The organism is Mycolicibacterium sp. XJ870 (genome assembly GCF_053483975.1).
Genome location: NZ_JBEFTI010000004.1, coordinates 179710 through 201776, shown reverse-complemented (window position 1 = coordinate 201776; position 22067 = coordinate 179710). Strand labels below are relative to the sequence as shown.

Sequence of the window (22067 nt, the reverse complement as noted above, 5' to 3'; positions counted from 1 at the left end):
AGATTAGAACACGTTACGATTTGTGTCGAGTAGCGTGTTCATACAGCGGCTGGACCTGGGCAAGTAGGTTTTTGTAACCTGTTCTAGTTATGGCCAGTTTGTCGAGAGAGAGGGCCACACCCCGTGACTGATGAGCCACTGGGCAGCCACGTGCTCGAACTGCAGGTGGCGGCAGTCGTCGAGGAGACGGCCGACGCCCGCTCTCTGGTGTTCTGTGTACCCGAGGGATCGCAGATTCCTGCTGACCGGCTGCGGTACTCCCCCGGTCAGTTCCTGACCCTGCGCGTGCCCAGCGACCGCACCGGGTCGGTGGCCCGCTGCTACTCGCTGTCGAGTTCCCCGGTCACCGACGATCAGCTGACCGTGACGGTAAAGCGCACCGTCGACGGGTACGCGTCGAACTGGCTGTGTGACAACGCGCACGCCGGGATGCGGATGCACGTGCTCGCGCCGTCGGGCACGTTCGTGCCAAGGAACCTCGACGCCGACCTCCTGCTGATGGCGGCAGGCAGCGGCATCACCCCGATGATGGCGATCTGCAAGTCCGCGCTTGCCGAGGGCAACGGCAACGTCGTGCTGATCTACGCCAACCGCGACGAGAATTCGGTGATCTTCGCGGCCACGCTGCGCGAGCTGGCCGCCAAGTACCCGGACCGGCTCACCGTCGTGCACTGGTTGGAGAGCGTGCAAGGCCTGCCGAGCGCAGCCGCGCTGGCCGGCCTGGCTGCCCCGTTCTCCGGGCGTGACGCGTTCATCTGCGGACCCGGACCGTTCATGGCCGCCGCCGAGGAGTCGCTGCGCCGGGCCGGCACCCCCGACGAACGCATCCACATCGAGGTGTTCAAGTCGCTGGAGTCCGATCCGTTCGCCGCGGTGGTGATCGCCGAAGACGACGACAGCGATCAGGGGCCGGCGACGGCCGTCGTCACCTTGGACGGAACGACACACGAGATCCGTTGGCCACGTTCGGCGAAGCTGCTCGACGTACTGCTCGACAAGGGCCTCGATGCGCCGTTCTCCTGCCGGGAAGGCCACTGCGGGGCGTGTGCGGTGCTCAAGAAGTCCGGAGACGTCGAGATGGAGATCAACGACGTGCTCGAACCGTCCGACCTCGAGGAGGGCCTGATCCTTGGTTGTCAGGCGACTCCGGTGTCGGATTCAGTTGAAGTCACCTACGACGAATAACGAGCGGATACCTTTCTGGCGATGACCGTAACGATGATCAGGCTCGCAACAGTAAGTGCGGCGACAGTGCTGACCGCGGTGCTCGCGCACCCCGCGACGGCCACAGCCGCAGTCAACAGCGCCACGACCTCGATCCCGACGCCCGACGGGATCCTGGAAATGCACGTCACCGCCGACTGCGCGGCGGGCAGGTGTTCCTTCAACACCCAGGCGAACCTGCTCACACCGCAGGGCCCCATCGGGCTCCCCGGCAACACGTGGGCCCGCCAGACGATCACGCTGCGCAGCACGAGCCGCGACGTGTGGCAGGAGGTCTCCTACAGCGCGCCTGCCGGCATGCCGAGGGAGACCAAAGGCGCCAATCACGACAACGTGCTGTCGAGGCAGCTCAAGGCGACCAACAATGTCGAGATCTCCGTGACCTACTTCGGCGGTGGGCCGCTGGAGCGCTTCAAGGTCGACGGTGAATCGGTGCCGATCGACTGGAAGAGCGGCCGACCGAACACCGACGCCGACTTCATCGCCTGCACGCAGGTCCAGGCGGTTTACGGCGGGTGGAACCTCACCACACCGACTGCCTGCGCGCAGACCACGTTCTGAGCCGGGCCCAGCCGCGCCAGTGAATTAGCGCGGCAGCCCCAGCAACCGTTCGCCGGCCAGCGTCAGCAGGATCTGCTCGGTACCACCGGCAATGGTCAGGCAGCGGGTGTTGAGGAAGTCGTGAACCTCCTGGCTCTGTACGACGCCGCCGCCGTCGGAGAGTTCCATCCGGAATTCCGCGAGCCCTTGTCGATAGCGCACGCCGATCAGCTTGCGGGCGCTGGCCTGCGCGCCCGGATCCTGGCCGCCGACCGCCAGCTGCGCGATGCGCTGATCCAGCAGTGCACCCACTTGAGCCGCGAGGATGAGGGCGCCCAGGCGGTCCTGATCCGCGGGATCGGGCTTCTCGGCCTCTCCTGATGCGCGATCCGCCTCCGGCTTCTCGCTGACCTTACGCAGGAGCTCCTCCATCGGATTGCCCAGCGCCGTCCCGCCGGCCATCGCCACCCGCTCGTTGGCCAGCGTGGTGCGGGCCAGTCGCCAGCCGTCGTTGACCGTGCCGACGACCATCTCGTCCGGTACGAACACGTCGTCGAAGAACACCTCGTTGAACAGCTCGTCGCCGGTGATCTCGCGCAGTGGGCGGATCACGATGCCGGCCGAGCGCATGTCGACCAGGAAGTAGGTGATGCCCTTATGTTTCGGAGCATCGGCATCGGTACGGGCCAGGCAGACACCCCAGTGCGCCTTCTGCGCGGCCGACGTCCACACCTTCTGCCCGGTGAGCTTCCAACCCCCGTCGACCCGAACAGCCTTCGTCCGCAACGCGGCCAGATCCGAACCCGCGCCAGGCTCGGAGAACAGCTGGCACCAGGTCAGGTCACCGCGCAGGGTGGCCGGGACGAACTGCTCGATCTGTTCGGGCGTGCCGTGTTCGAGGATGGTCGGCACGGCCCACCAGCCGATGACCAGATCGGGCCGCTCCACCTTCGCAGCGGCCAGTTCCTGATCGATCAGCAGCTGCTCGGCCGGCTTGGCGGCCCGACCATACGGCCGGGGCCAGTGCGGGGCAAGCAAACCCGATTCGGCGAGCGCGACCTGCCGCTTCTCCACGGGCTGCGCGGCCACCTCGGCCACCGCGGCGCTGATCTCCGGACGCAGGTCCGCCACTGACTCCAGGTCGATGCGCAGCTCACGACGGACGCCCTGCTGCGTCAACGCGGCAACCCGGCGCAGCCAGCGGCGCCGGCCACCGAGGAAGTGCGAAATGCCATATGCGCGACGCAAATACAGGTGGGCGTCATGCTCCCAGGTGATCCCGATACCGCCGAGCACCTGGACACAGTCCTTGGCGTTGGCCTCGGCCGCGTCGATACCGGCTGCCGCGGCGACCGCGGCGGCGATCGACAACTGGGCAGCCTCGGATTCGGATGCGGCGCGGGCCACATCAGTAGCCGAAACCGCGGCCTGCTCCGAACGCAGCAGCATCTCGGCGCACATGTGCTTGATCGCCTGGAAGCTGCCGATCGGCTTGCCGAACTGCTCACGCACCTTGGCGTAATCGGTGGCGGTCTGCAGAGTCCATCGGGCCAGCCCCGCGGCCTCGGCGGCGAACACGGCTGCGGCAGTATCTTCGAAGCGTTGCCGCGACACGCCAAGTACCTCGGCGGGGACGGACTCCAGGACCACCTGGGCCAACGGGACGGAAAAGTCGGTGGCCGTGAGCAATTCGACCGTCACGCCGTCGGCACCCGCGTCGATCAGCAGCACGTCGTCACCTGCCGGCAGCAACAGGACGCCCGCCGTGTCGGCACCCAGCACGTAGTCGGCGGTGCCTGACACCCGGGCGCCATCGACCCGCAGGTCGGCGGTCAGCGCCACACCCGCGCTGCGCTCACCCGACACCAGGGCGTCCAGCACTTCAGAATTCGTGACGAGCACAGTGGCCAACGCCGTCGTCGCGACGGGCCCGGGAACCAGAGCGGCCGCAGCCTCGTCGACCATCGCGCACAGATCCTCGACAGTGCCGCCGGCACCACCGCGCTCCTCGGGGACCGCGACGCTGAAGATCCCTAGTTCGGCGAGCCCACGATAGGGCGCGCGCCAGGCCTGCGGATCGTGCTCGATCTCGCGGGCAGCGGCGACCGCGCCGGCCGCAGCGGCCCAGCTACGCACCAGGTCGCGTGCGGCAAACTGCTCCGAGGTGTCGGTCGACGACGACAACACTGACACGGTCTACTCCTAGGCATAGTGCGGGAAGTCCATGCTTCCCACTAGAACGTGTTCTAATGGTGACAGTGTTCGACCGTCAAGTCGACCCGCGTTACAGCAGGACACGTCCGTGTCTTACCGGCTCGGAGGTGAGAAAAAGGTGATCGGCGTGCGTATCGTTTTTGACGAGGTACGCAATGAGAAGGAGTCGCCAGCCAATGTCCGGCGTGTCACAGCCAGCACGGCCCGAGTCATCCGGCTCGGATACGCGACCGCGTGAGGTGATCAACGTGGCAGTCCTCACCGAGTCCGAACTCGGTTCCGAAGCGCAGCGGGAGCGTCGCAAACGCATCCTCGATGCCACCCTGGCCATCGCCTCCAAAGGCGGTTACGAGGCAGTGCAGATGCGCGCCGTGGCCGAACGGGCCGATGTCGCAGTCGGCACCCTCTACCGGTACTTCCCGTCCAAAGTGCACCTGCTCGTCTCTGCGCTGGGTCGCGAGTTCGAACGCATCGACGCCAAGACCGACCGGGCCGCGCTGGCCGGCGGCACCCCGTACCAGCGGCTCAACTTCATGGTGGGCAAGCTCAACCGGGCCATGCAGCGCAACCCTCTGCTCACCGAGGCCATGACGAGGGCGTTCGTCTTCGCCGACGCATCAGCGGCGGGCGAGGTGGACCACGTCGGCAAGCTGATGGACTCGATGTTCGCGCGCGCCATGAGCGACGGCGAACCGACTGAGGACCAGTACCACATCGCCCGGGTGATCTCCGACGTCTGGCTGTCCAACCTGCTCGCCTGGTTGACCCGGCGCGCCTCGGCGACCGACGTCAGCAAGCGGCTGGACTTGGCCGTGCGGCTGCTGATCGGTGCGGACGACCAACCTAAGATCTGACGGGTGCTCCCCGACGATCTGAAGAACGTGTTGACCCGGGCCGCCCGACAACCAAGGCTGCTCGTCACCTCCGACTTCGACGGCACACTCGCCCCGATCGTCAACAACCCGGCCGATGCGCGGCCTCTGGCCGACGCCGCGGCAACCCTGGTGGAGCTGGCCGACCTGCCCGACACCGCAGCCGCTTTGATCTCGGGACGTGCGCTGGAGGTGCTGCGTGGCCTGTCGGGGATGCCTGCGACCGTGCACCTCGTCGGCAGTCACGGTGCCGAGTTCGCTTCGGGTTTCACCCATCCCATCGACGAATCGCTGTTGAACACAATCGCCGATGAGCTCAACGCCATTGCGGGCAGCCGGCCGGGTGTCACCGTCGAGCTCAAGCCGGCCAGCGTGGCCTTGCACGTCCGCAACGCAGATCCTGCCGACGCCGAGGCCGCCCTGACCCAGGCCCGCGATGCCTCGCAGTCGTGGAACGCCCAACTGACCGAGGGCAAGGCCGTGCTGGAATTCGCGGTGATCTCTACGGACAAGGGCGAAGCGATCGACATTCTGCGCGATCAACAGCACGCGTCGGCCGTGGTGTACTTCGGCGACGATGTCACCGACGAGAAGGCGTTCCGCCGGATGCGTGACGGCGACATCGGCGTCAAGGTCGGGCCGGGCGACACGTTGGCGGCCTACCGGGTCGAGGCGCCCGAAGATGTTGCGGCAGCACTGAAATACTTGCTCGACGCGCGTCGCCGCAGCTAAGCCGGACCCGACGTCCGGCCGCGCACCACTTCGGTGTCAAGGATGTCGATCACCGGCAGCCCCGACCGCGGCGGATTGTGCAGCAACCGACCGGCGCGCCTGCCTTTTTCGACGCTGGACTGCACGACGGTGGTCAGGCCGCGGCGCAGCGCCTCGGGCACCCCGTCGAATCCGGTGACCGTCATCTCGCCCGGCACGTAGATGCCGCGGGACCGCAGATAGTCCATCGCCGACAAGGCCAGCACGTCGGCAGAACACATCAGCGCGGTGATCCGCGGGTTCGCCTCCAACGCAACCTCCGCGGCAGCGCCACCGGAGCTCGGCAGGTGCTCGTAGCTCTCCACCACGGTCAGCGTCCCCGGGGACAGTCCGGCACCGATCATCGCGTCGTACACCCCGTGGATGCGTTCGCGTTGCACGTGAAAATGGGGGGACTGCACCCGATCTGGTTCGGCCAGTGCAGGTTTACGCGCACGCGAGGAGGAATCCGGGGTCAGGCTGTCGTGTGGCCAATCCCGCCCCAACCGCATGGTCAGCAGGCCGATGTCGCGGTGGCCGAGTTCCAGCACGTGCTCGGCCAGCTTGCGCATGGCCCCGCGGTCGTCGATTCCGACCCGCGATACCCCGGGCACATCTTTGGGCTGGTCGACCACCACAACGGGAAGGTGACGCTGCCGCACGACCGGTAGGTAGGGATCGTCGTCGGAGGCCGAGTACACCACGAATCCGTCGACTCCGGCCGACAGAACAGCCGCCGAACCCTCCTCGAAGCTGCGGTTGGGACCGACCGCGACCAGCAGCAGCCCCTGACCGGCCTCCTCACAGGATTCGGCAAGCCCGGCAACGAAATCCAGTGCGGCCGGATCGCTGAACGAGTAGTTGAGCGGTTCGGTGATCATCAGCCCGACCGCGCCCGCCTTGCGGGTCCGCAGCGAACGCGCCACCGGGTCGGGGCCCGGATAGCCCAGCCGCTTGGCGGCGTCGAAAATGCGCTCCCGAAGGTCGGACGAAAGCTGATCGGGACGGTTGTAGGCGTTCGAGATCGTGGTGCGTGAAACCTTCAGCTCGGCCGCCAACGAAGCCAGGGTGGCCCGCCGCGGCGGGTCGGGACTCCTGGACATGTGCTCTGACGCTAGTGGATGAGCTCCGCTGAGCGTCGGGTGGCGCGCTGACCCGCCCACACCACAAGCCAGACCACGCAGGCGATGGTCACGATGACGAAGCTGGGCGGCATATTGAATATTGCGGAGATCGCCAAACCCGCCCACACCGATACCAGGCTGATCCCCGTCGAGATCGCCATCGCGGCCAGGGGCCGGGCGGTCAGCATGATCGCGGTGGCCGCTGGGGTGACGACGAGAGCAAACAGCAGCAGCGTGCCGACAGCCTGCACAGCCATGGTGACCGCAACGCCGAGCAGTGCCATGAACAGCACCGACAGAGCCTTTACCGGCACTCCCTTGGCCTCGGCCACCTGGGCGTTCACCGAGGCGAACAGCAGCGGACGGTAGACGAATACCACCGTGGCGGCCAGCAGCACCAGCAGCGCGGTGAAGGTCAGCAGCTGCTGATGAGTGATGGCCAGCAGGTTGCCGAACAGCACGTTGGTCAGGGTCGACGAGTGCTTGGTGGCCAGCGAGTTGAAGAACAACCCGAATCCGGTGGCCAGGGCCAGGACGGTGCCGGTCGCCACCTCGCGATCGTCGGCCCGTTTGCCCAGCGCCCCGATCACCAGGGCTCCGCCGATGCAGAACACCCCGAGACCCAACACGACCGGCAGTCCCAGCAGCGCTGCGCCGGTGGCCCCGGGCAGCCCGATGTGGGCCAGTGCGTGGGCGGCGAAGGCGGTGTTGCGCACGATGATGAAGTAGCCGATGAGCCCGGCCGCGAGCGCGACGAGGGTGCCGCCGATCAACGCGTTCCGCATGAATGCCGACGTCAGGATCTGCCACCAATTGTGCTGATACCCCAAGGCCAAGACCGTGGTGGTCACTGCCCGCTCCTCATGTACATCTGGCCCTGCAAGGTATTGGCGACCTGAACTTTGGTGCCGTACAGATGGGTCAGCAGATCGGCGTCGACCACCTCGTGGATCGCGGCGTGATGGGCATGCCCGTCGAGCAGGTAGATGGCACTGTCCAGCACGGCGAGCAACGGGTTGAGGTCGTGCGCAACAACAAGAATCGTCACGTCGAGCTCATTGTTGAGGCGGGCCAGCAGCTGCACGATCTCATGCTGGTTGCGCAGGTCGAGTGCCGCCAACGGCTCGTCGAGGATCAGCATCTTCGGTTGCCCCACAAGGGCATTGGCCAACGCGACCCGCTGACGCTGACCGCCCGACAACTGCGAGACGCGCATATCGGCGAACGCGGTTGCCTCGACCCACTCCAGAGCCTCGTCGACCCGGGCCATGTCGGCGCGGGTTGTGCGACTGAACCCCCAGCGACGCCCGGTGAGACCCAGCGTCACCGCATCGCGGGCCCGGATCGCCTCACCCGCACCGGCGACATAGTCCTGGGGTACATAACCGATGCGGTCGTTGTGCTCGCCCGGCCGGCTACCCAACACCCGCACAGTGCCCGACGCCACCGGCAGCAGGCCGAGGACCACATGCAGCATCGTCGACTTGCCCGATCCGTTGGAGCCGATCAGCGCGACGATCCCGCCGGCCGGGATCTCGAAGGTGCCCTCCGACCAGATCAACCTGCCGCCGCGGACGACGCTTACGTCGTCGAAGACAAGCGCCGGTGCCGATTCACTGCTACGACTGGACACCAAGGGCCTTGGCGAGCGAGGTGAGTTGGTCCACCTGCCAAGCCTCGAACGAATCGGTCTCCGGCGCCACCGTTTCAGTGACATCGACGACGGGAACACCGGCCCTCTCGGCTGCGGCACGGATCTGCTGCGGCACCGAGCCCTCGGTCTGGGTGTTGTAGATCAGGACATCGACGCCTTTGTCACCGAGCAACCGCAGGAACGCGTCGAGATCGGCAGGCGACGGATCACTCTCGTTGGACGAGGTCACCTGATAGCCCTCCGGCGTGCGATTGACCAGCCCGACCGCGACGGCCATATCGTCGAACACCGCCTCGGTGGCCGCATAGGTCTTACCGGTCGCGTGGCCCTTGATGTCATCGATGAGCTGGTTGTACGGCTTCATCGACTCGGTGAAGGCGGTGCGTCGCTGCGCGAAGTAGTCCTTCGCGTCGGGCGCCAGCTCACCAAGCTCGGCAGTCACCGCGTCGGCGACCGACGTCACCGCCGCCGGGCTGTACCACGCGTGCGGGTTGACGCCTCCGGCGTGGTCGTGCCCCTCTTCATGGCCTTCTGCTTCATGCCCGTGGTCATGGGCCTCATCTTCGTGCGCACCGGCGTCCTCGATCGCGGCGACGACAGGAGCATTCGGGGCCGAGCTCTCGGCGAGTTTGGTCGCCCATTCGTCGTAGTGGCCGCCATTGACAACGACGAGCTGTGCACCCTCGAACTTCGCCGCATCCGACGGCGAGGGTTCGAAGTCGTGCGGATCGACCGACGAGCCGGCCAGCACCGTCGTCACCTTCGCGCATGCGCCGCCGAGTTCGGAGACGATGTCACCCCACTGGTCGACGCTGACGACCACATTGACCGGAGTGGTCGGGCAATCGCCCGCCGGCTCGGCGGTGGGGGATTCGTCGGATCCGCACGCGACGAGCGCTAACGGGGCGGCAAGTACGGCAGCCGCGACGAGGGCTTTCAAGGGCGAGGTCACGGCGATAACGATAACCGTTTGCACATTGCCGCGCATACCCGGATTACGCTTTATTGAAAATCATTTTCAAGGCGACGCTGCTCACCGATTCGGAGATGGCCCACGGCGAGCAGGCCTGGTTGCGCTACTCCGACCCGCTACCGGAATGGAACGTCACGCACACCCACTCCCCTGAGACACGAAACCGGCTCCCGCCCAACGTGGACGGGAGCCGGTTCCTACGTGCCTCTACTCGTGCTCGTGACCCACCGCACCACTGAGTTCGTTCGGTGTGTTCTCCAACGTCACCGACTTGCTCACCGCGGCGGATTCCACATCGACGATGTGCAGCTCCTTGGTGGCGGGGTCGGTGACGTAGACGTCGTGGTCACGGGTGAACACCGTGGGCCGCGGCTGCTGCCAGTCGTCAGGCTCGGTCCACGGCTCGGTAACGGAAATGGTTTTGACGGTGCCCCCGGTAGCTGGGTCTATGACGTAGAGGTTGCCGTCGGTGCCGAGGATCAACGCCTCGGCGTGGGGTCCGCGGGCCAGCGAGCGGAACGAATAGCTGACCGATTGCGGCAGCGTCACGAGGCGCAGCTGGTTGGTGGTGGTGTCGATGAGCGCGAACTGGTTCGGCCGCTCCAGCTCGGCGTCGGGATCGACCTTGAAATCACCGAGCGCGACCGGCGACTCCTCATGCCCTCGAAGGTTGCCCACCCGGCCGTACTCACCCGGCGCCGCGATCTTCGTGAAGACCCGGTCCGAGTACGTCAACACCCCGTTCTCGCAACCGAGCACGACGGTCTCGCCTTCGACGACCGTTTCCCCGTGCAGGCCCGGGCACTCGGTGTTGCGGGCGATCTCGGCTTGCCCGGAGTCGAAGGCCACCGCACCGGTGCGCTCGTCGGGGTCTCCCTCACTGCGCACCCAGCTGCCGTCGGACAGCACGACCGCCACGCCGTGATGCGGCTTGGACGACTTGAGCGTCTGGGTCTCGGGCTTGCCGCCCGCCAGATCGTGGGGGTCGAAAACGGTGATATCGCCTGACCCGTCGGCGAACAACGCCGTGCGCTCGCCGTGTGGCACGACGTGACCGGGCTCGCTCGCCTCGAACGTGGTGTCGGTCAACTCGCCCGCCGTCGCGTCCAGCGCTCGGAAGCCCTGGTCGGTCGACACCATTACGTGCGCATCGTCTCCGGCGGGGTTCACGCGGAGGAATCCCGCCAACGGGATCGTCGACTTGACCTCCAGGTTGTTTCCGTCGAGCACGTAGAGGCCGCCGTCGTAGGTCACCACCAGCGGCTCGGCGATGGGCTGCCGTTGCTCCTGTTGGGGTTCACTGCCACAGCCGGCCAGCGCCAACGTCAGCGCACCGACCGTGGCTGCCAACGACAAAGCCTTGCTCATCCAATCTCCTTAATTCAGTTTGCTCACAATGGTTTCGGTGTTCGCGCGCATCATGCCGAGGTAGGTGTCGCCTGGGGTCCCGGGTTCACTCAGCGATTCGGTGTAGAGCGAGACCACGTTCACCTGCACTCCGGCCTGTTCGGCGAGCACCCGCGCGAGGCGGTCCGGCTGCGAGGAGTCGACGAAGATCGCAGGCACCCCGGCCGTGCGGACGGCACCCGCCAACGACTCCAGGTCCGATGCGCTCGGCGAGGCTAGCGTGGTGCCGCTCGGGATCACCGCACCAATCACGGTGAAGCCGAACCGGTCGGCCAGGTAGCCGAGCACATGATGATTCGTGACGAGCTTGCGCCGTTCGGCGGGAATCGCCCCGAACTGGCGCGTCATCGACTCCGACAGGCCGTTGAGCTCATCGCGGTACCGCTCGGCGTTGGCCGTCACTGCCGCACCGTCGATTCCGGACAGTTGAGTGACGCGATCGGTGATCGCATCGACCGCGAGCACCATGCGCTGTGGATCGGTCCAGAAGTGCGGGTCCGGTCCACCGTGCTCGGAGAACTGCAGCGGGTCGATGTGGTCGCCGACCGCGAGGGTGGCAACACCGTTGTCGGCTGCCGCGTCCACGTGGCGCTGCATGGACTCCTCGAGGCCCAACCCGTTGTAGACGACGAGATCGGCATTGCTCAGCGCAGCCGCTTCGGGTGCCGACAGGCTGGACGAGTGCGGGTCGGCGTTGGGCTTCATCAGCACTCGCACGTCAGCCGCCTCGCCGACGATCTGGTGCACGACATCCCCGAGAATCGTTGTGGTGACAACGATTTCCTGATGCCCACCTCCGACATTCGGCGCGCTGCACGCCGCCAGCAGCACGGCGAGCAGACACGCGGCGATCTGGGACCAGCGGCGCGTCACCGCCCGGTCTCCACCATCAGCCCGGGCGCAACGGAGACCTTCAGGGTGCGCGCCAGCCGAAGGCCGTCCCCGTAATCGACCTCGTAGACGGCGCCTGCCTTGGCATCGTTGACGTATGCCCGGTCGGCGTCGATCTCGATCACCGGTGTCGGCAGGTCGGACGACACCGGACCGCCGAACAATTGAACCGCAGCGGTCTGCGCGCCGGTTTTCGTATCGAGTTGCCGCAGTTGGCCGTCCGCGGTGAGGGCCAGGACGGAATCACCCGAGACAGCGTTGGCCGCGAGCACGCCCGCAACGTTCACCTGCGACCACGCGCCGCGACGTCCATCCAGCACCCACACTGCGTCCGCGGCGACGGCAGCCAGCGTGCTGCCGCCGTACCGGTATGACAGTGCACCAAGTTGCGTTGCGGGGCGGGTGTTTCCGAAGTGAAAGGGAGTGGCTGCCAGCTGCCCTGCGCGTTTCGCGATCCGCAGAGCTCCGTCCACGCAACCGAAGATCACCGCGCCGCTGACGGTCGAGGCGCCGGACGCGCCGGGACATTGCCCGAGCGGCTGCGTCGCACCGTCGGCGCCGAGGGCGCTGACCGCGCCCGATCGGGCAACGGACACGAGATCCTCGCCGAGTGGCGCGATTTCAGCGATATCGCGCAACGTTCCGAATCCGTCGACCGGCGCGATGCGGTGCTCGCCGAGGGCGGCGCGATCGAGCACCTCAACCGTGCCGTCGTCACGGCGCGCCGCAGTCAGATCGCGCTGTCCGCCGGCGTCGGCGAACCGGCCGTTCAACCGGCCTGCGAGGCCGGGCGGCTCGACGTAGTAATGCGAATGGTCACCGTGGTCGAATGTCCACGACCCGGCGTCGACGACGGTTATCGCGTCCTCCCCGCGCAGGTAGGCGAAACGCCCGTCACCGCTGATGCCGTCGGTGCGGCCGAACTCGCCGAGCGGAGTCTGCGTCTCCTCCCCGGCGTCGAACACCACGGTCGCCCCGGTGGCCGGATCGACCAAGACCAGACGGGTCACCGCGTCCTTGCTTTCCTGCGCGTCGATTCCGGTGTCATCGTGACTGGCCGACGTCGTTGGAGTTGTTGGGGCGCTTGGTGTTTCATCGGTGTCGCAACCGGCCAGCAGCAGCGCGGCCGTCAAGGCCAGGATCGCCCTCATGCTGTGACCCGCTGAAGCACCGACGCGGCCACCGCCGAGCAGAAGAACAACCCGACGGCGACGGCCGCGATGCTGGCGCCACCAGCTGTGGCGGCATGCCATGACACCAGCAGGCCCAGCCATACCGACACCACGCCGATGACAGCGGCCAGCACCATGATCCGCCCGATCGAGTGTGCCCACAACGTCGCAGCTGCGGGCGGGGCCACGAGCAGACCGAGTACCAGCAGCGTGCCGACGACGTGGAAGGACGCGACGATCGCGACGGCGATCAGGACCGTGAGTGCAATTCCGGCGAGCCGTGGGTTGAGCCGCAGGGTGGCCGCCTTGCGGACGTCGAAAGTCGCCGCGACGAACGCCCGCCGACCCACGAACGCGACCGCGGCGATGAACACCAGGGCAGCGGCCAGCACGGCGATGTCGCGGACGCGCACGCCGAGCACGTCGCCGAACAGGAAGGCGGTCAGATCAACGGCGTAGGTGCGGGAGTGCGACACCACGATGACGCCGACCGCCAGCATGCCGACCAGCAACAGACCGATGCTGGTGTCCGACGAGAACCGGGCTGAGCGGCTCAGCGCCGCAACACCGTACGCCATCGCAAGCGCGGCGATCAGTGCGCCGACGAACAGGTTTCCGCCAATCGTCGATGCCAGCGCGACGCCCGGCAACATGCCATGCGACATCGCATCGCCGAGGAATACCGACCCCCGCAGCACCACCCACGTGCCGACGATCGCACACATCAACGCCACCGCAGACCCCGCAACCGCCGCACGTACGACGACCTCGGAGCCGAACGGTGCGCCCAGCCAGTTCAGCATGGCTACACTCTTATCAGTAATGACAATCATTTCCAAATGGGAGAGTGTGTGCATTCCATCCGGCTGGACCGAGTGTCGTTCGGCTACAACCGAACTCAGGTATTCAACGATCTGACGGTCGAATTCGCCGGTGGCGCGAGCACCGCCGTCGCCGGGCCCAACGGCTGCGGGAAGTCCACGCTGCTCGGCCTCATCGCCGGATTGCACCGCCCACAACACGGCTCCGTCGACCTCACGGGTGCCGACGACATCGCGCTAGCCGTACAACGCGATCACGTGGCGCAGACGTTTCCCATCACGGTCGGCGAGGCGGTCGCGATGGGCCGCTGGCGCCGGCTCGGCCTGCTGCGCCGCCCGACGCGGACAGATCGAGACATCGTCGACTACTGGATCGCAGAGCTCGAACTCGACGCGCTTCGGCACCGTCGGCTCAGTGATCTGTCCGGCGGGCAGCGCCAGCGCACGCTGCTCGCCCAGGCATTCGCCCAAACAGCGCCGATACTGCTGCTCGACGAACCCACCGCGGGCCTCGACGCAGACAGCACCGAAACCGTCTATCGGCAGCTGCACCGGCTGGCCGCGTCGGGGCATACCGTCGTCGCCGCAACCCACGATCCGGACGCGCGGTCGCGATTCGACCACTACTGGAACATCGTCGACCTGACCGCGCGCCCGGCGGCGATAGGCTCGAGCTGTGCCTCCTCATGCCTTCCCCCCGGCCGAACGGCAGGCCGTCTACCGCGCCATCACCGAGCGTCGTGACATGCGCAGATTCGTCCCGGACAGCTCGGTGCCCGCCGAGGTGCTCGGCCGGTTGCTGCAGGCGGCGCATGCCGCGCCGAGCGTCGGCCTGATGCAGCCGTGGCGGTTCATCCGCGTCACCGACGACGCACTGCGCCGCAAGATCCATGCACTCGTCGACGAGGAACGGATCCACACGGCCGATGCACTCGGGCCGCGCAGCGAGGAGTTTCTCTCGCTCAAGGTCGAGGGCATCCTCGATTGCGCCGAGTTGTTCGTGGTTGCGCTCGGCGACGGCCGTGAACGTCACGTATTCGGGCGGCGCACGTTACCGCAGATGGACCTGGCCTCGGTGTCCTGTGCGATTCAGAACATGTGGCTGGCCGCGCGTGCCGAGGGCCTCGGTATGGGGTGGGTGTCGATATTCGAGCCGCTGCCCCTCGCACAGCTGCTGGGCATGCCCGACGGCGCCGAACCGGTGGCGATCCTGTGCCTGGGCCCCGTCCCGGGGTTTCCGGACCGCCCGGTGCTCGAGATCGAACACTGGACACAGGGGCGCCCGCTGCCCGAGTTCGTCTCGGAGAACGGCTGGCCGGGCTGATGCCGCCAACCGTCGACCTCAACGCCGATCTGGGCGAGAGCTTCGGGGTGTGGCAACTCGGCGATGACGAGGCCATGCTCGGCGTGGTAACCAGCGCCAACGTGGCATGCGGTTTCCACGCAGGCGATCCGGCCCTGTTACTGCGCACGTGCCGCACCGCCGCGGAGCGCGGCGTGCGGGTGGGCGCCCAGGTCAGCTACCGGGACCTCGCCGGATTCGGCCGACGCTTCATCGACGTCACAGCGGAGGATCTGACCGCCGACGTCATCTACCAGATCGGCGCGTTGCAGGCGATCGCGCACGCGGCGGGGACCACCGTAAGCTACGTCAAACCCCATGGCGCGCTGTACAACACGATCGTCAGCCACAGTGAGCAGGCCGCAGCCGTGGCCGCCGCGGTGCACGCCGTCGACTCAGGATTGCCGGTCCTGGGGCTGTCCGGATCGGCCTTCTTCGACGAAGCCTCGGCTCGTGGCCTTCGAACCGTGCCTGAAGCCTTCGCCGACCGGGCCTACCGGCCCGACGGAACCTTGGTGTCACGGCGAGAACCGGGCGCGGTGTTGCACGACCCGGTGGAGATCGCCGATCGGGTCGCGACCATGGTCGCGGCCGGGCAGACAGTTGCCGTCGACGGCGCGACGATTCCCATCACCGCGGAATCCGTTTGCGTACACGGCGATTCACCTGGGGCCGTGCAGATTGCGACGGCCGTGCGGGAACGGCTGATCCACGACGGCGTCACGCTGAGCGCATTCGGCTGACCGTGATCTGGGGCGCGCCTGTGTCCGGGTCGAGCGTGATCCGGGCGTTCACCCCGTACACGTCGGAGAGCATGTCGACGGTGAGGACCTCAGCGGGCGTGCCTACCGCGACAACCCGGCCGCCGTCGAGCACACAGATCCGGTCACAGTAGGCCGCAGCCAGATTGAGGTCATGCAGCGCGGCGATCACCGTGGCGCCCGTCTCGCGCAACAGGTGCAAGGCGTCGTGTTGGTGCCGTAGGTCGAGGTGGTTGGTGGGTTCGTCGAGCACGATCACATCCGTGCGTTGGGCCAGTGCCCGCGCGATCAACGCCCGCTGCTTCTGCCCACCGGACAGCTGGTTGAACGGTGCCTCGCCGAGTTCGGCGATATCGAGAGCGACAAGGGCAGACTCGATGATGTCGCGGTCGTGTGCGCTGTCGCCTTCGAACGACCGCTTGTACGGTGTGCGTCCCATCGCCACGACGTCGAAGACGGTGAGTTCGAAATCGCCTGCGATTTCCTGCAGGACGGCTGCGACCCGCTGCGCTGCGCACTTGCCCGGCAGCTGCCATAGATCGTCGCCGTCGACGAGAACCCGCCCGGTAGTGGGACGTTGGGCCCGGTACAACGTCCGCAGCAGCGTCGTCTTACCCGCGCCGTTCGGTCCCACCACAGCCATCATCTCGCCCGGGGCAATCCCAAACGAGATGTCGCGCACCAACGGCTTTCCACGCACCACCACCGACACCGTCTCGATCGACACCCGCGCCGTCATGCCGGCGCCTTGCGCCGCATCAGCCACAGGAAGAACGGTCCTCCGACGAGCGCGGTGAGAATGCCGACAGGCAGCTCCTCCGGAGCGGCCACGGTTCGGGCGACGATGTCGCACACCACCAGGAAGGTGGCGCCCAGCAACGCGGCCGCCGGCAGGGCGCGCCGATGGTCGGCACCGACCAGCAGGCGCACCACGTGCGGCATGATCAGCCCGACGAAGCCGATCGATCCGCTGACCGCCACCATGGCGCCGACCATGAGCGCGACGACGACGAACATCGCCGCACGGAACCGGTGCACGTCCAGGCCGAGCGAAGCCGCGGCCTCCTCGCCGGTGTAGAGCAGGTTGAGTGACCTGGTGAACGCCAAAAGTACTACGACGCCGCAGAATACGACTGCAGCGGGCACCCACACCATGGCCCAGGTGGTTCCGCCCAGCCCACCGAGCATCCATCGCACCGCCGCCTGCGTCTTGTGCGGGTCGTCGGACGTGACGATCAGCAGACTGGCGAGCGCGGACAACACCTCGGCCACCGCGACACCCGCCAGGATCAACCGGACCGTCGTCATCCGCCCGCCGGAGCGGGCCAGAAAGTACACCGCCACGAGTGCGGCGAGCGCGCCGGCGAACGCGGCCAACGGCAGCGTGATCATCTGCGCCGCACCGATTCCGGCGACCAACACGAGGACCGCGCCGACAGACGCACCGGAGGACACGCCTAGCAGCATCGGATCGGCCAGTGGATTGCGCACCACCGCTTGCAGTGTCATCCCGCACGCCGCAAGGCCCGCGCCGATCACCGCACCCAGCACCACTCGCGGCAACCGCGCGTCGAGCACGATCGACTCCCGCACCGCCGGCCAGGCCTGCTCGGCCAAGCCGGGATGAATGGCGTGCAACACGATCGCCCACACCTGGCCCGGGGCGATGGCCACCGACCCGACCGCGACACCAGCCGTCATCGCGGCCAGCAACATCGCCGCCAGCAATGTGAGCACCAGCGCATAGGACATGCTTCTGGCCGCAGCCAGGGTCACTAAAACCGCTCCGGATGCAATTGGCCGGCAAGCGATTCCACCGCTCGCGCGATCCGCACGCCCACCACCACCGACGAGAGTGGCAGCACGGCGAAGCGTTCATGTTGGATGGCCGGAACATGCTGAAGCATGGGATGTTCGGTCAGGAACTTCTTCTTCTGCTCGACGGGTTGATCGCCGTAGTCGTAGATCAGGATGACGTCAGGTGCGCGCTCGGCGAACTGCTCGAACGACACGTCGGCCCACACCTTCCTCACGTCGGCGAACAGGTTCACCCCGCCGGCGGCGGCGATCATCTCGTTGCCGATGCCTTTGCCGCCGGACGTGAACACCGTCGCCTCACCGCTGTCATATACGGCGACGTTGACGGGTGCCGCCCCGCGGACCCTCGACTCGGCCTGTTCGAGCGTGCGGTGCAACTGCTCGACCTGTTGCTCGGCGCGGTCGCTGACTCCGAAAATCCGCCCGATGCTACGAAGTTCGTCGTCGACCGTGGACATCGTCGCGGGCTCGGGCGCGCAGTCCTCGATGTTGAGGTAGGTGTTGATTCCGGCGTCGGCGAGCCGCTGCCTGGCCCGCCCCTCCTTCTCGTCGAAGGCACTCTCCCAGCCGCCGTAGACGAAATCGGGCTCGGCCGCCAAAAGCGATTCGTAGGACGGGTACTCCTCGGCGAGTACCGGCACGCTGTCATAGGCGGCCTGAAACTGCGGCAGGATCCGATCGTCGAGATAGGACGTGCCGACCATGGATTCTTCCAATCCCAGTGCCAGCAGCGTCTCGATCGCATGCTGGTTGAGGGCTACCGCCCGGGTGGGCGGCCGATCGTATGTCGTCGTCATGCCGCAGTTATCCACTGCCAGCGGGAATCCCGGTGGGGAACGATCAGCGCTATGCGTTGCTGCAGTGGTTGCGCATCCGGACGCCAGAAACACCGACGCCAACCCGACGACCATCCAACGAGTGACCACAGGCTCTTCCATCCTCTCTGGGGAGATCCGCCCCAGTGCTTGCGAGGTGGCGACTGCGGGGTGTATCTGACTTTCACAGTGGCGGGACCGTGCCGGATTCACACCGGCTTCCACGATCCGCAGTCGCCTATCGGTGTCGATAGTAGGTCAGCGGGTATCCGACACCGGCAGCAGCGCCATCTCCCTGGCGTTCTTGATGGCCGTAGCGACCTGCCGCTGCTGCTGCGGGGTGAGGCCGGTGACCCGCCTCGAGCGGATCTTGCCCCGCTCACTGATGAATGTCCGCAGCAGCTGGACGTCCTTGTAGTCGACGTGGCTTACCCGCAGAGCCGCCAGCTGATTGCGCCTGGGCTTCTTGAGTTCGGCTGCGGGCGCCCGCTTCTTGGCGCTCTGCTTGGTGTTCCTGCCCATCACCAACTCGACTTCCGCACGCCGGGCAACTCCCCGCGATGCGCCAGTTCTCTCACCCGGACCCGCGACAACCCGAATTTTCGCAGATGCCCGCGGGGACGGCCGTCGACCGCATCCCGATTGCGTAGCCGGACGGGGCTGGAGTCCCGCGGCAACCGCTGCAGCGCCGAGACCGCGGCCGCGCGCTGCTCGCGTGAGCTGGCCGGGTTGCGGATGATCTCCTTGAGGTCGGCCCGCCGATGCGCGTAGCGCTCGACGAGCTTGCGGCGCTGTTCGTTCTTGACGATCTTGGATACCTTCGCCATCAGCGCTCCTCGCGGAAGTCGACATGCCTGCGGATCACCGGGTCGTACTTGCGCAGCACGATGCGGTCCGGATCGTTGCGGCGGTTTTTGCGAGTCACATACGTGTAGCCGGTACCAGCCGTGGATTTCAGCTTCACAATCGGGCGAATGTCGGTGCTGGCCATCAGATTTTCTCCCCACGGCTGCGCAGCCGGGCCACCACTGCCTCGATGCCGTCGCGGTCGATCACCTTGATCCCCTTGGCACTGACGCGCAGGCGGACGCGCCTCCCCTCGCTCGGCAGGTAGTACGTCTTGCGCTGGATGTTCGGGTTCCAGCGTCGGCTACTTCGCTTGTGCGAGTGCGACACCGTGTTGCCGAAGCCGGGCGATCGCCCGGTGACTTGGCAGTGGGCCGACATTGAGTCTCCTTCGTCGTGAGGTACCGTGACTTAACCATAATGATAATCGTTTTCAATAACAAATGGAGGTGCGGTGAGAACCCCTGTTGTGCTGGTCGCCGGCCAGGGCGACTCCGACGGCGTCATCGAAGAGTTGAGTCGCAAGCCGGGCACTGTGCTCGTCCGTCATACCTACGACGGCCAGGTGGTGCTGCGGACCGTCGGCAGCAGCACCGGAACATCTGACTGGGCACTGGAATTGGCGCACGGCTGCGTGTCCTGCACGGTGCGCGACGATCTGCTGGTGCTCCTTCGGCGCCTGCATCGGCGCAGCGACGTCGTGCGCATCGTCGTGCAACTGATGCCGTGGTTGGAACCCGAACCGGTGTGCTGGGCGATCGACAACATTCGTGTACGCGTCGGCCCGGGCTACATCGACGGGCCGGCGGCGCGCGATGTCGAGGTCGAAGCCGTCATCAGCTGCCTGGACACCGGTGCGTGGCTGGCGCAGGCCCTCGGCGACGATGAACTGGCCGACGGACGCACCGTCGCTCAGGTCGTGATCGGACAGGCCGAATTCGCCGATGTGCTGGTACTCACCGAGCCCGAAGCCACCACGCTGGCAGTACTACACAGGCTGGCACCCCGCGCCAGGATTACTGTCGGCCCTGATCGGGTGGAGCTGGCGCTGGCACACCTCGAACCCGACAGCCGGCGCGGTCGCGCGAGCACGCCACACGATCCACTGCTCGCGGGCGAGCCGCCACTGGAGGCCGACGGTGAAGTCGGGATCATCGAGTTCACCGCGCGGCGGCCGTTCCATCCGCTGCGCCTGCACGCAGCCGTCGATCTGTTGCTCGACGGTGTGGTGCGAACTCGTGGCAGGGCCTGGTTGGCCACCCGGCCCGTCGAGGTCATGTGGATCGAATCCGCAGGCGGTGGAATGCATTTCAGAACCGCCGGGAAGTGGCTGGCAGCAATGGATTCCAGTGAGCGGGCGTACACCGATCCGCAGCGACGGGCCATGGCCGCAATCGACTGGCACGACCAATTCGGCGACCGCGACATATCCCTGACGATCTTGGTCTGCGGTGCCAGGCCCGAGGAGATCGTCACCGCACTGCGCGGCGCACTGCTCACCGACGACGAACTCGACCGGCCCGGCGAATGGGAGCACTTCCCCGACCCGTTCGGCGAGTGGCACGAGGACCCCTGCGACGACCAACGCGGTGCCGACGAAACCGCCGCACCGGGCCGACACCTAGGAGAACAGCAATGAAGCCAGGAATCCACCCCGACTACCACCCGGTGGTCTTTCAGGACGCTGCCACCGGGAAGCGGTTTCTGACCCGGTCAACGGCCACCAGCGAGCGGACCGTCGAATGGCCCACCCCGGACGGTGTCCAGACCTACCCGTTGATCGTGGTCGACGTCAGCAGCGACTCCCATCCGTTCTGGACCGGCTCCGCACGCCATATCGACTCTGCTGGGCAGGTGGAGAAGTTCCGGCGGCGATACGGGTAGCCACGGTCAGCCCGCTCTAGGGTGGGTCCATGCGGCTCAAACCCGGCAGGCCCGACCTGGCCGACTATGCCCGGTTTTTCGATGCACCGGCTGCCAGGCCGGATTCCTCTGTCACGGTGACCTGGGCCGGGGTGACCACGCTGCTCGTTGACGACGGGACGTCGGCGGTGATGACCGACGGATTCTTCTCCCGGCCAGCGCTACTGGCCGTCGGCCTTGGCAGGCTCAAGCCGTCACTGCCACGCGTCGACGGCTGCCTGGCCCGGCTCGGAGTGGACCGACTGGAGGCGGTGCTGCCGGTACACACCCATTTCGACCACGCGATGGACTCGGCGGTGGTCGCCGAACGCACTGGCGCTCTAGTGGTCGGCGGGGTTTCGGCGACCCAGATCGGCCGGGGCGGTGGCCTGCCGGCCGCGAAGCTCGTCACCGTGACGCCCGGCGAACCGGTCGGACTCGGCGCCTATGACGTCACGCTCTTCGAATCCGCACACTGCCCGCCCGACCGGTTCCCCGGAGTCATCACCGAACCGGTGGTGCCGCCGGTCAAGGCTTCCGCCTACAAATGCGGTGAGGCGTGGTCGATGCTCATCCATCACCGGGATACCGGCCGCAGCCTGCTCGTCGTCGGCAGCGCCGGCGCCGTCCCGGGTGCATTGGCCGGGGCGCGCGCCGACGTGGTCTACCTGGGCGTCGGCCAGCTGGGCCTGCAGCCCGAGCAGTATCTTCTCGACTACTGGGCCGAGACCGTGCGCTCAGTGGGTGCGCGCCGGGTGGTGCTCATCCATTGGGACGACTTCTTTCGGCCGTTGCACAAGCCGATACGTGCATTGCCTTATGCGGGAGACGATTTGGATGTTTCGATGCGGGTGCTGAGCCGCCTGGCCGAACAGGACGGCGTCAGCCTCCACCTGCCCACATTGTGGGAGCGGTCCGACCCGTGGGTCTTGCGCTGACCG

Annotated in this window: 26 protein-coding genes and 1 riboswitch; of the genes, 10 read left to right on the top strand and 16 right to left on the bottom strand. The window is 66.8% G+C overall.

Annotated elements, in window-relative coordinates; all coding sequences use genetic code 11:
- Positions 1-123 precede the first annotated feature (123 nt).
- Together ABQF30_RS18215 and ABQF30_RS18210 are read left to right on the top strand one after the other, a co-directional pair.
- Positions 124-1185 carry a 2Fe-2S iron-sulfur cluster-binding protein gene (locus tag ABQF30_RS18215; RefSeq protein WP_448466268.1) on the top strand — a complete coding sequence of 354 codons (1062 nt, stop codon included), beginning with the start codon at positions 124-126 and terminating at the stop codon, positions 1183-1185.
- 21 nt (positions 1186-1206) lie between these two features.
- Positions 1207-1785: a hypothetical protein gene (locus ABQF30_RS18210; RefSeq protein WP_448466266.1), complete on the top strand. Its 579-nt coding sequence runs from the start codon at positions 1207-1209 to the stop codon at positions 1783-1785.
- 24 nt (positions 1786-1809) lie between these two features.
- Here ABQF30_RS18210 and ABQF30_RS18205 read toward each other — a convergent pair whose 3' ends face one another.
- The gene (locus tag ABQF30_RS18205; protein ID WP_448466264.1) at positions 1810-3957 is read right to left on the bottom strand and encodes an acyl-CoA dehydrogenase family protein; all 2148 of its coding nucleotides are present in this window, start codon (positions 3955-3957) and stop codon (positions 1810-1812) included.
- Positions 3958-4154: 197 nt separating this feature from the next.
- Between ABQF30_RS18205 and kstR the strand changes: the two genes are divergently transcribed.
- Entirely contained in the window at positions 4155-4832 is a 678-nt protein-coding gene (gene kstR / locus ABQF30_RS18200; RefSeq protein ID WP_448466262.1) for a cholesterol catabolism transcriptional regulator KstR, read from the top strand.
- 3 nt (positions 4833-4835) lie between these two features.
- The gene (gene otsB, locus ABQF30_RS18195) at positions 4836-5582 is read left to right on the top strand and encodes a trehalose-phosphatase (RefSeq protein WP_448466260.1); all 747 of its coding nucleotides are present in this window, start codon (positions 4836-4838) and stop codon (positions 5580-5582) included.
- On the opposite strand, the gene ABQF30_RS18190 is transcribed toward otsB, so the two are convergent.
- The 8 genes from ABQF30_RS18190 to aztB form a co-directional block, all read right to left on the bottom strand.
- Positions 5579-6703: an Rv3575c family transcriptional regulator gene (locus tag ABQF30_RS18190; RefSeq protein WP_448466258.1), complete on the bottom strand. Its 1125-nt coding sequence runs from the start codon at positions 6701-6703 to the stop codon at positions 5579-5581. The two genes, otsB and ABQF30_RS18190, sit on opposite strands and share 4 nt — an antisense overlap.
- 11 nt (positions 6704-6714) lie before the next feature.
- Positions 6715-7575, bottom strand: coding sequence for a metal ABC transporter permease (locus tag ABQF30_RS18185; RefSeq protein WP_448466255.1), 861 nt, complete (start codon positions 7573-7575; stop codon positions 6715-6717).
- Positions 7572-8357, bottom strand: coding sequence for a metal ABC transporter ATP-binding protein (locus tag ABQF30_RS18180; protein WP_448466253.1), 786 nt, complete (start codon positions 8355-8357; stop codon positions 7572-7574). The genes ABQF30_RS18185 and ABQF30_RS18180 overlap by 4 nt, the downstream gene beginning before the upstream one ends.
- Entirely contained in the window at positions 8344-9354 is a 1011-nt protein-coding gene (locus ABQF30_RS18175) for a metal ABC transporter solute-binding protein, Zn/Mn family (RefSeq protein ID WP_448466251.1), read from the bottom strand. The genes ABQF30_RS18180 and ABQF30_RS18175 overlap by 14 nt, the downstream gene beginning before the upstream one ends.
- 204 nt (positions 9355-9558) lie before the next feature.
- Positions 9559-10719 (bottom strand): zinc metallochaperone AztD, encoded by a 1161-nt coding sequence (aztD, locus tag ABQF30_RS18170; protein WP_448466249.1) that lies wholly within the window; start codon positions 10717-10719, stop codon positions 9559-9561.
- 9 nt (positions 10720-10728) lie between these two features.
- The gene (gene aztC, locus ABQF30_RS18165) at positions 10729-11631 is read right to left on the bottom strand and encodes a zinc ABC transporter substrate-binding protein AztC (RefSeq protein WP_448466247.1); all 903 of its coding nucleotides are present in this window, start codon (positions 11629-11631) and stop codon (positions 10729-10731) included.
- Entirely contained in the window at positions 11628-12800 is a 1173-nt protein-coding gene (locus tag ABQF30_RS18160) for an ABC transporter (RefSeq protein WP_448466245.1), read from the bottom strand. Before ABQF30_RS18160 ends, aztC begins: the two co-directional genes overlap by 4 nt.
- Entirely contained in the window at positions 12797-13624 is an 828-nt protein-coding gene (gene aztB / locus ABQF30_RS18155; protein WP_448466243.1) for a zinc ABC transporter permease AztB, read from the bottom strand. Before aztB ends, ABQF30_RS18160 begins: the two co-directional genes overlap by 4 nt.
- Before the next feature lie 48 nt (positions 13625-13672).
- Between aztB and aztA the strand changes: the two genes are divergently transcribed.
- From aztA to ABQF30_RS18140, 3 genes are read left to right on the top strand one after another with little or no spacing between them, the layout of a single operon-like run.
- On the top strand, positions 13673-14386 hold the full coding sequence (aztA, locus tag ABQF30_RS18150; RefSeq protein WP_448466241.1) for a zinc ABC transporter ATP-binding protein AztA: 714 nt from the start codon (positions 13673-13675) through the stop codon (positions 14384-14386).
- Positions 14319-14966, top strand: coding sequence for a 5,6-dimethylbenzimidazole synthase (gene bluB, locus ABQF30_RS18145; protein ID WP_448466239.1), 648 nt, complete (start codon positions 14319-14321; stop codon positions 14964-14966). The genes aztA and bluB overlap by 68 nt, the downstream gene beginning before the upstream one ends.
- Positions 14966-15727, top strand: a complete 762-nt coding sequence (locus tag ABQF30_RS18140; RefSeq protein WP_448466237.1) for a LamB/YcsF family protein — start codon at positions 14966-14968, stop codon at positions 15725-15727. Before bluB ends, ABQF30_RS18140 begins: the two co-directional genes overlap by 1 nt.
- Here ABQF30_RS18140 and ABQF30_RS18135 read toward each other — a convergent pair.
- The 7 genes from ABQF30_RS18135 to rpmB all read right to left on the bottom strand — a co-directional run bounded on the left by ABQF30_RS18135 (position 15705) and on the right by rpmB (position 19605).
- Positions 15705-16511 carry an ABC transporter ATP-binding protein gene (locus tag ABQF30_RS18135; protein WP_448466235.1) on the bottom strand — a complete coding sequence of 269 codons (807 nt, stop codon included), beginning with the start codon at positions 16509-16511 and terminating at the stop codon, positions 15705-15707. The two genes, ABQF30_RS18140 and ABQF30_RS18135, sit on opposite strands and share 23 nt — an antisense overlap.
- Entirely contained in the window at positions 16481-17497 is a 1017-nt protein-coding gene (locus tag ABQF30_RS18130) for a FecCD family ABC transporter permease (RefSeq protein ID WP_448466601.1), read from the bottom strand. The genes ABQF30_RS18135 and ABQF30_RS18130 overlap by 31 nt, the downstream gene beginning before the upstream one ends.
- Positions 17498-17520: 23 nt before the next feature.
- Positions 17521-18360 carry an ABC transporter substrate-binding protein gene (locus tag ABQF30_RS18125; protein ID WP_448466233.1) on the bottom strand — a complete coding sequence of 280 codons (840 nt, stop codon included), beginning with the start codon at positions 18358-18360 and terminating at the stop codon, positions 17521-17523.
- Positions 18361-18529: 169 nt separating this feature from the next.
- Positions 18530-18626: riboswitch (cobalamin riboswitch) on the bottom strand.
- Between the two features lie 10 nt (positions 18627-18636).
- Positions 18637-18900, bottom strand: coding sequence for a 30S ribosomal protein S18 (gene rpsR, locus ABQF30_RS18120; protein ID WP_448466231.1), 264 nt, complete (start codon positions 18898-18900; stop codon positions 18637-18639).
- Positions 18900-19205 (bottom strand): 30S ribosomal protein S14, encoded by a 306-nt coding sequence (gene rpsN / locus ABQF30_RS18115; RefSeq protein WP_448466229.1) that lies wholly within the window; start codon positions 19203-19205, stop codon positions 18900-18902. Before rpsN ends, rpsR begins: the two co-directional genes overlap by 1 nt.
- Complete coding sequence (rpmG, locus tag ABQF30_RS18110; protein WP_019343887.1) at positions 19205-19369, bottom strand: 50S ribosomal protein L33; 165 nt, start codon at positions 19367-19369, stop codon at positions 19205-19207. Before rpmG ends, rpsN begins: the two co-directional genes overlap by 1 nt.
- On the bottom strand, positions 19369-19605 hold the full coding sequence (gene rpmB, locus ABQF30_RS18105; RefSeq protein WP_448466227.1) for a 50S ribosomal protein L28: 237 nt from the start codon (positions 19603-19605) through the stop codon (positions 19369-19371). Before rpmB ends, rpmG begins: the two co-directional genes overlap by 1 nt.
- 73 nt (positions 19606-19678) lie before the next feature.
- Between rpmB and mrf the strand changes: the two genes are divergently transcribed.
- The 3 genes from mrf to ABQF30_RS18090 are packed head-to-tail and all read left to right on the top strand — an operon-like array spanning position 19679 to position 22064.
- Complete coding sequence (gene mrf, locus ABQF30_RS18100; protein WP_448466225.1) at positions 19679-20863, top strand: ribosome hibernation factor-recruiting GTPase MRF; 1185 nt, start codon at positions 19679-19681, stop codon at positions 20861-20863.
- Complete coding sequence (locus tag ABQF30_RS18095) at positions 20860-21108, top strand: type B 50S ribosomal protein L31 (protein WP_448466223.1); 249 nt, start codon at positions 20860-20862, stop codon at positions 21106-21108. Before mrf ends, ABQF30_RS18095 begins: the two co-directional genes overlap by 4 nt.
- 29 nt (positions 21109-21137) lie before the next feature.
- Positions 21138-22064: an MBL fold metallo-hydrolase gene (locus ABQF30_RS18090; RefSeq protein ID WP_448466221.1), complete on the top strand. Its 927-nt coding sequence runs from the start codon at positions 21138-21140 to the stop codon at positions 22062-22064.
- Positions 22065-22067 lie beyond the last annotated feature (3 nt).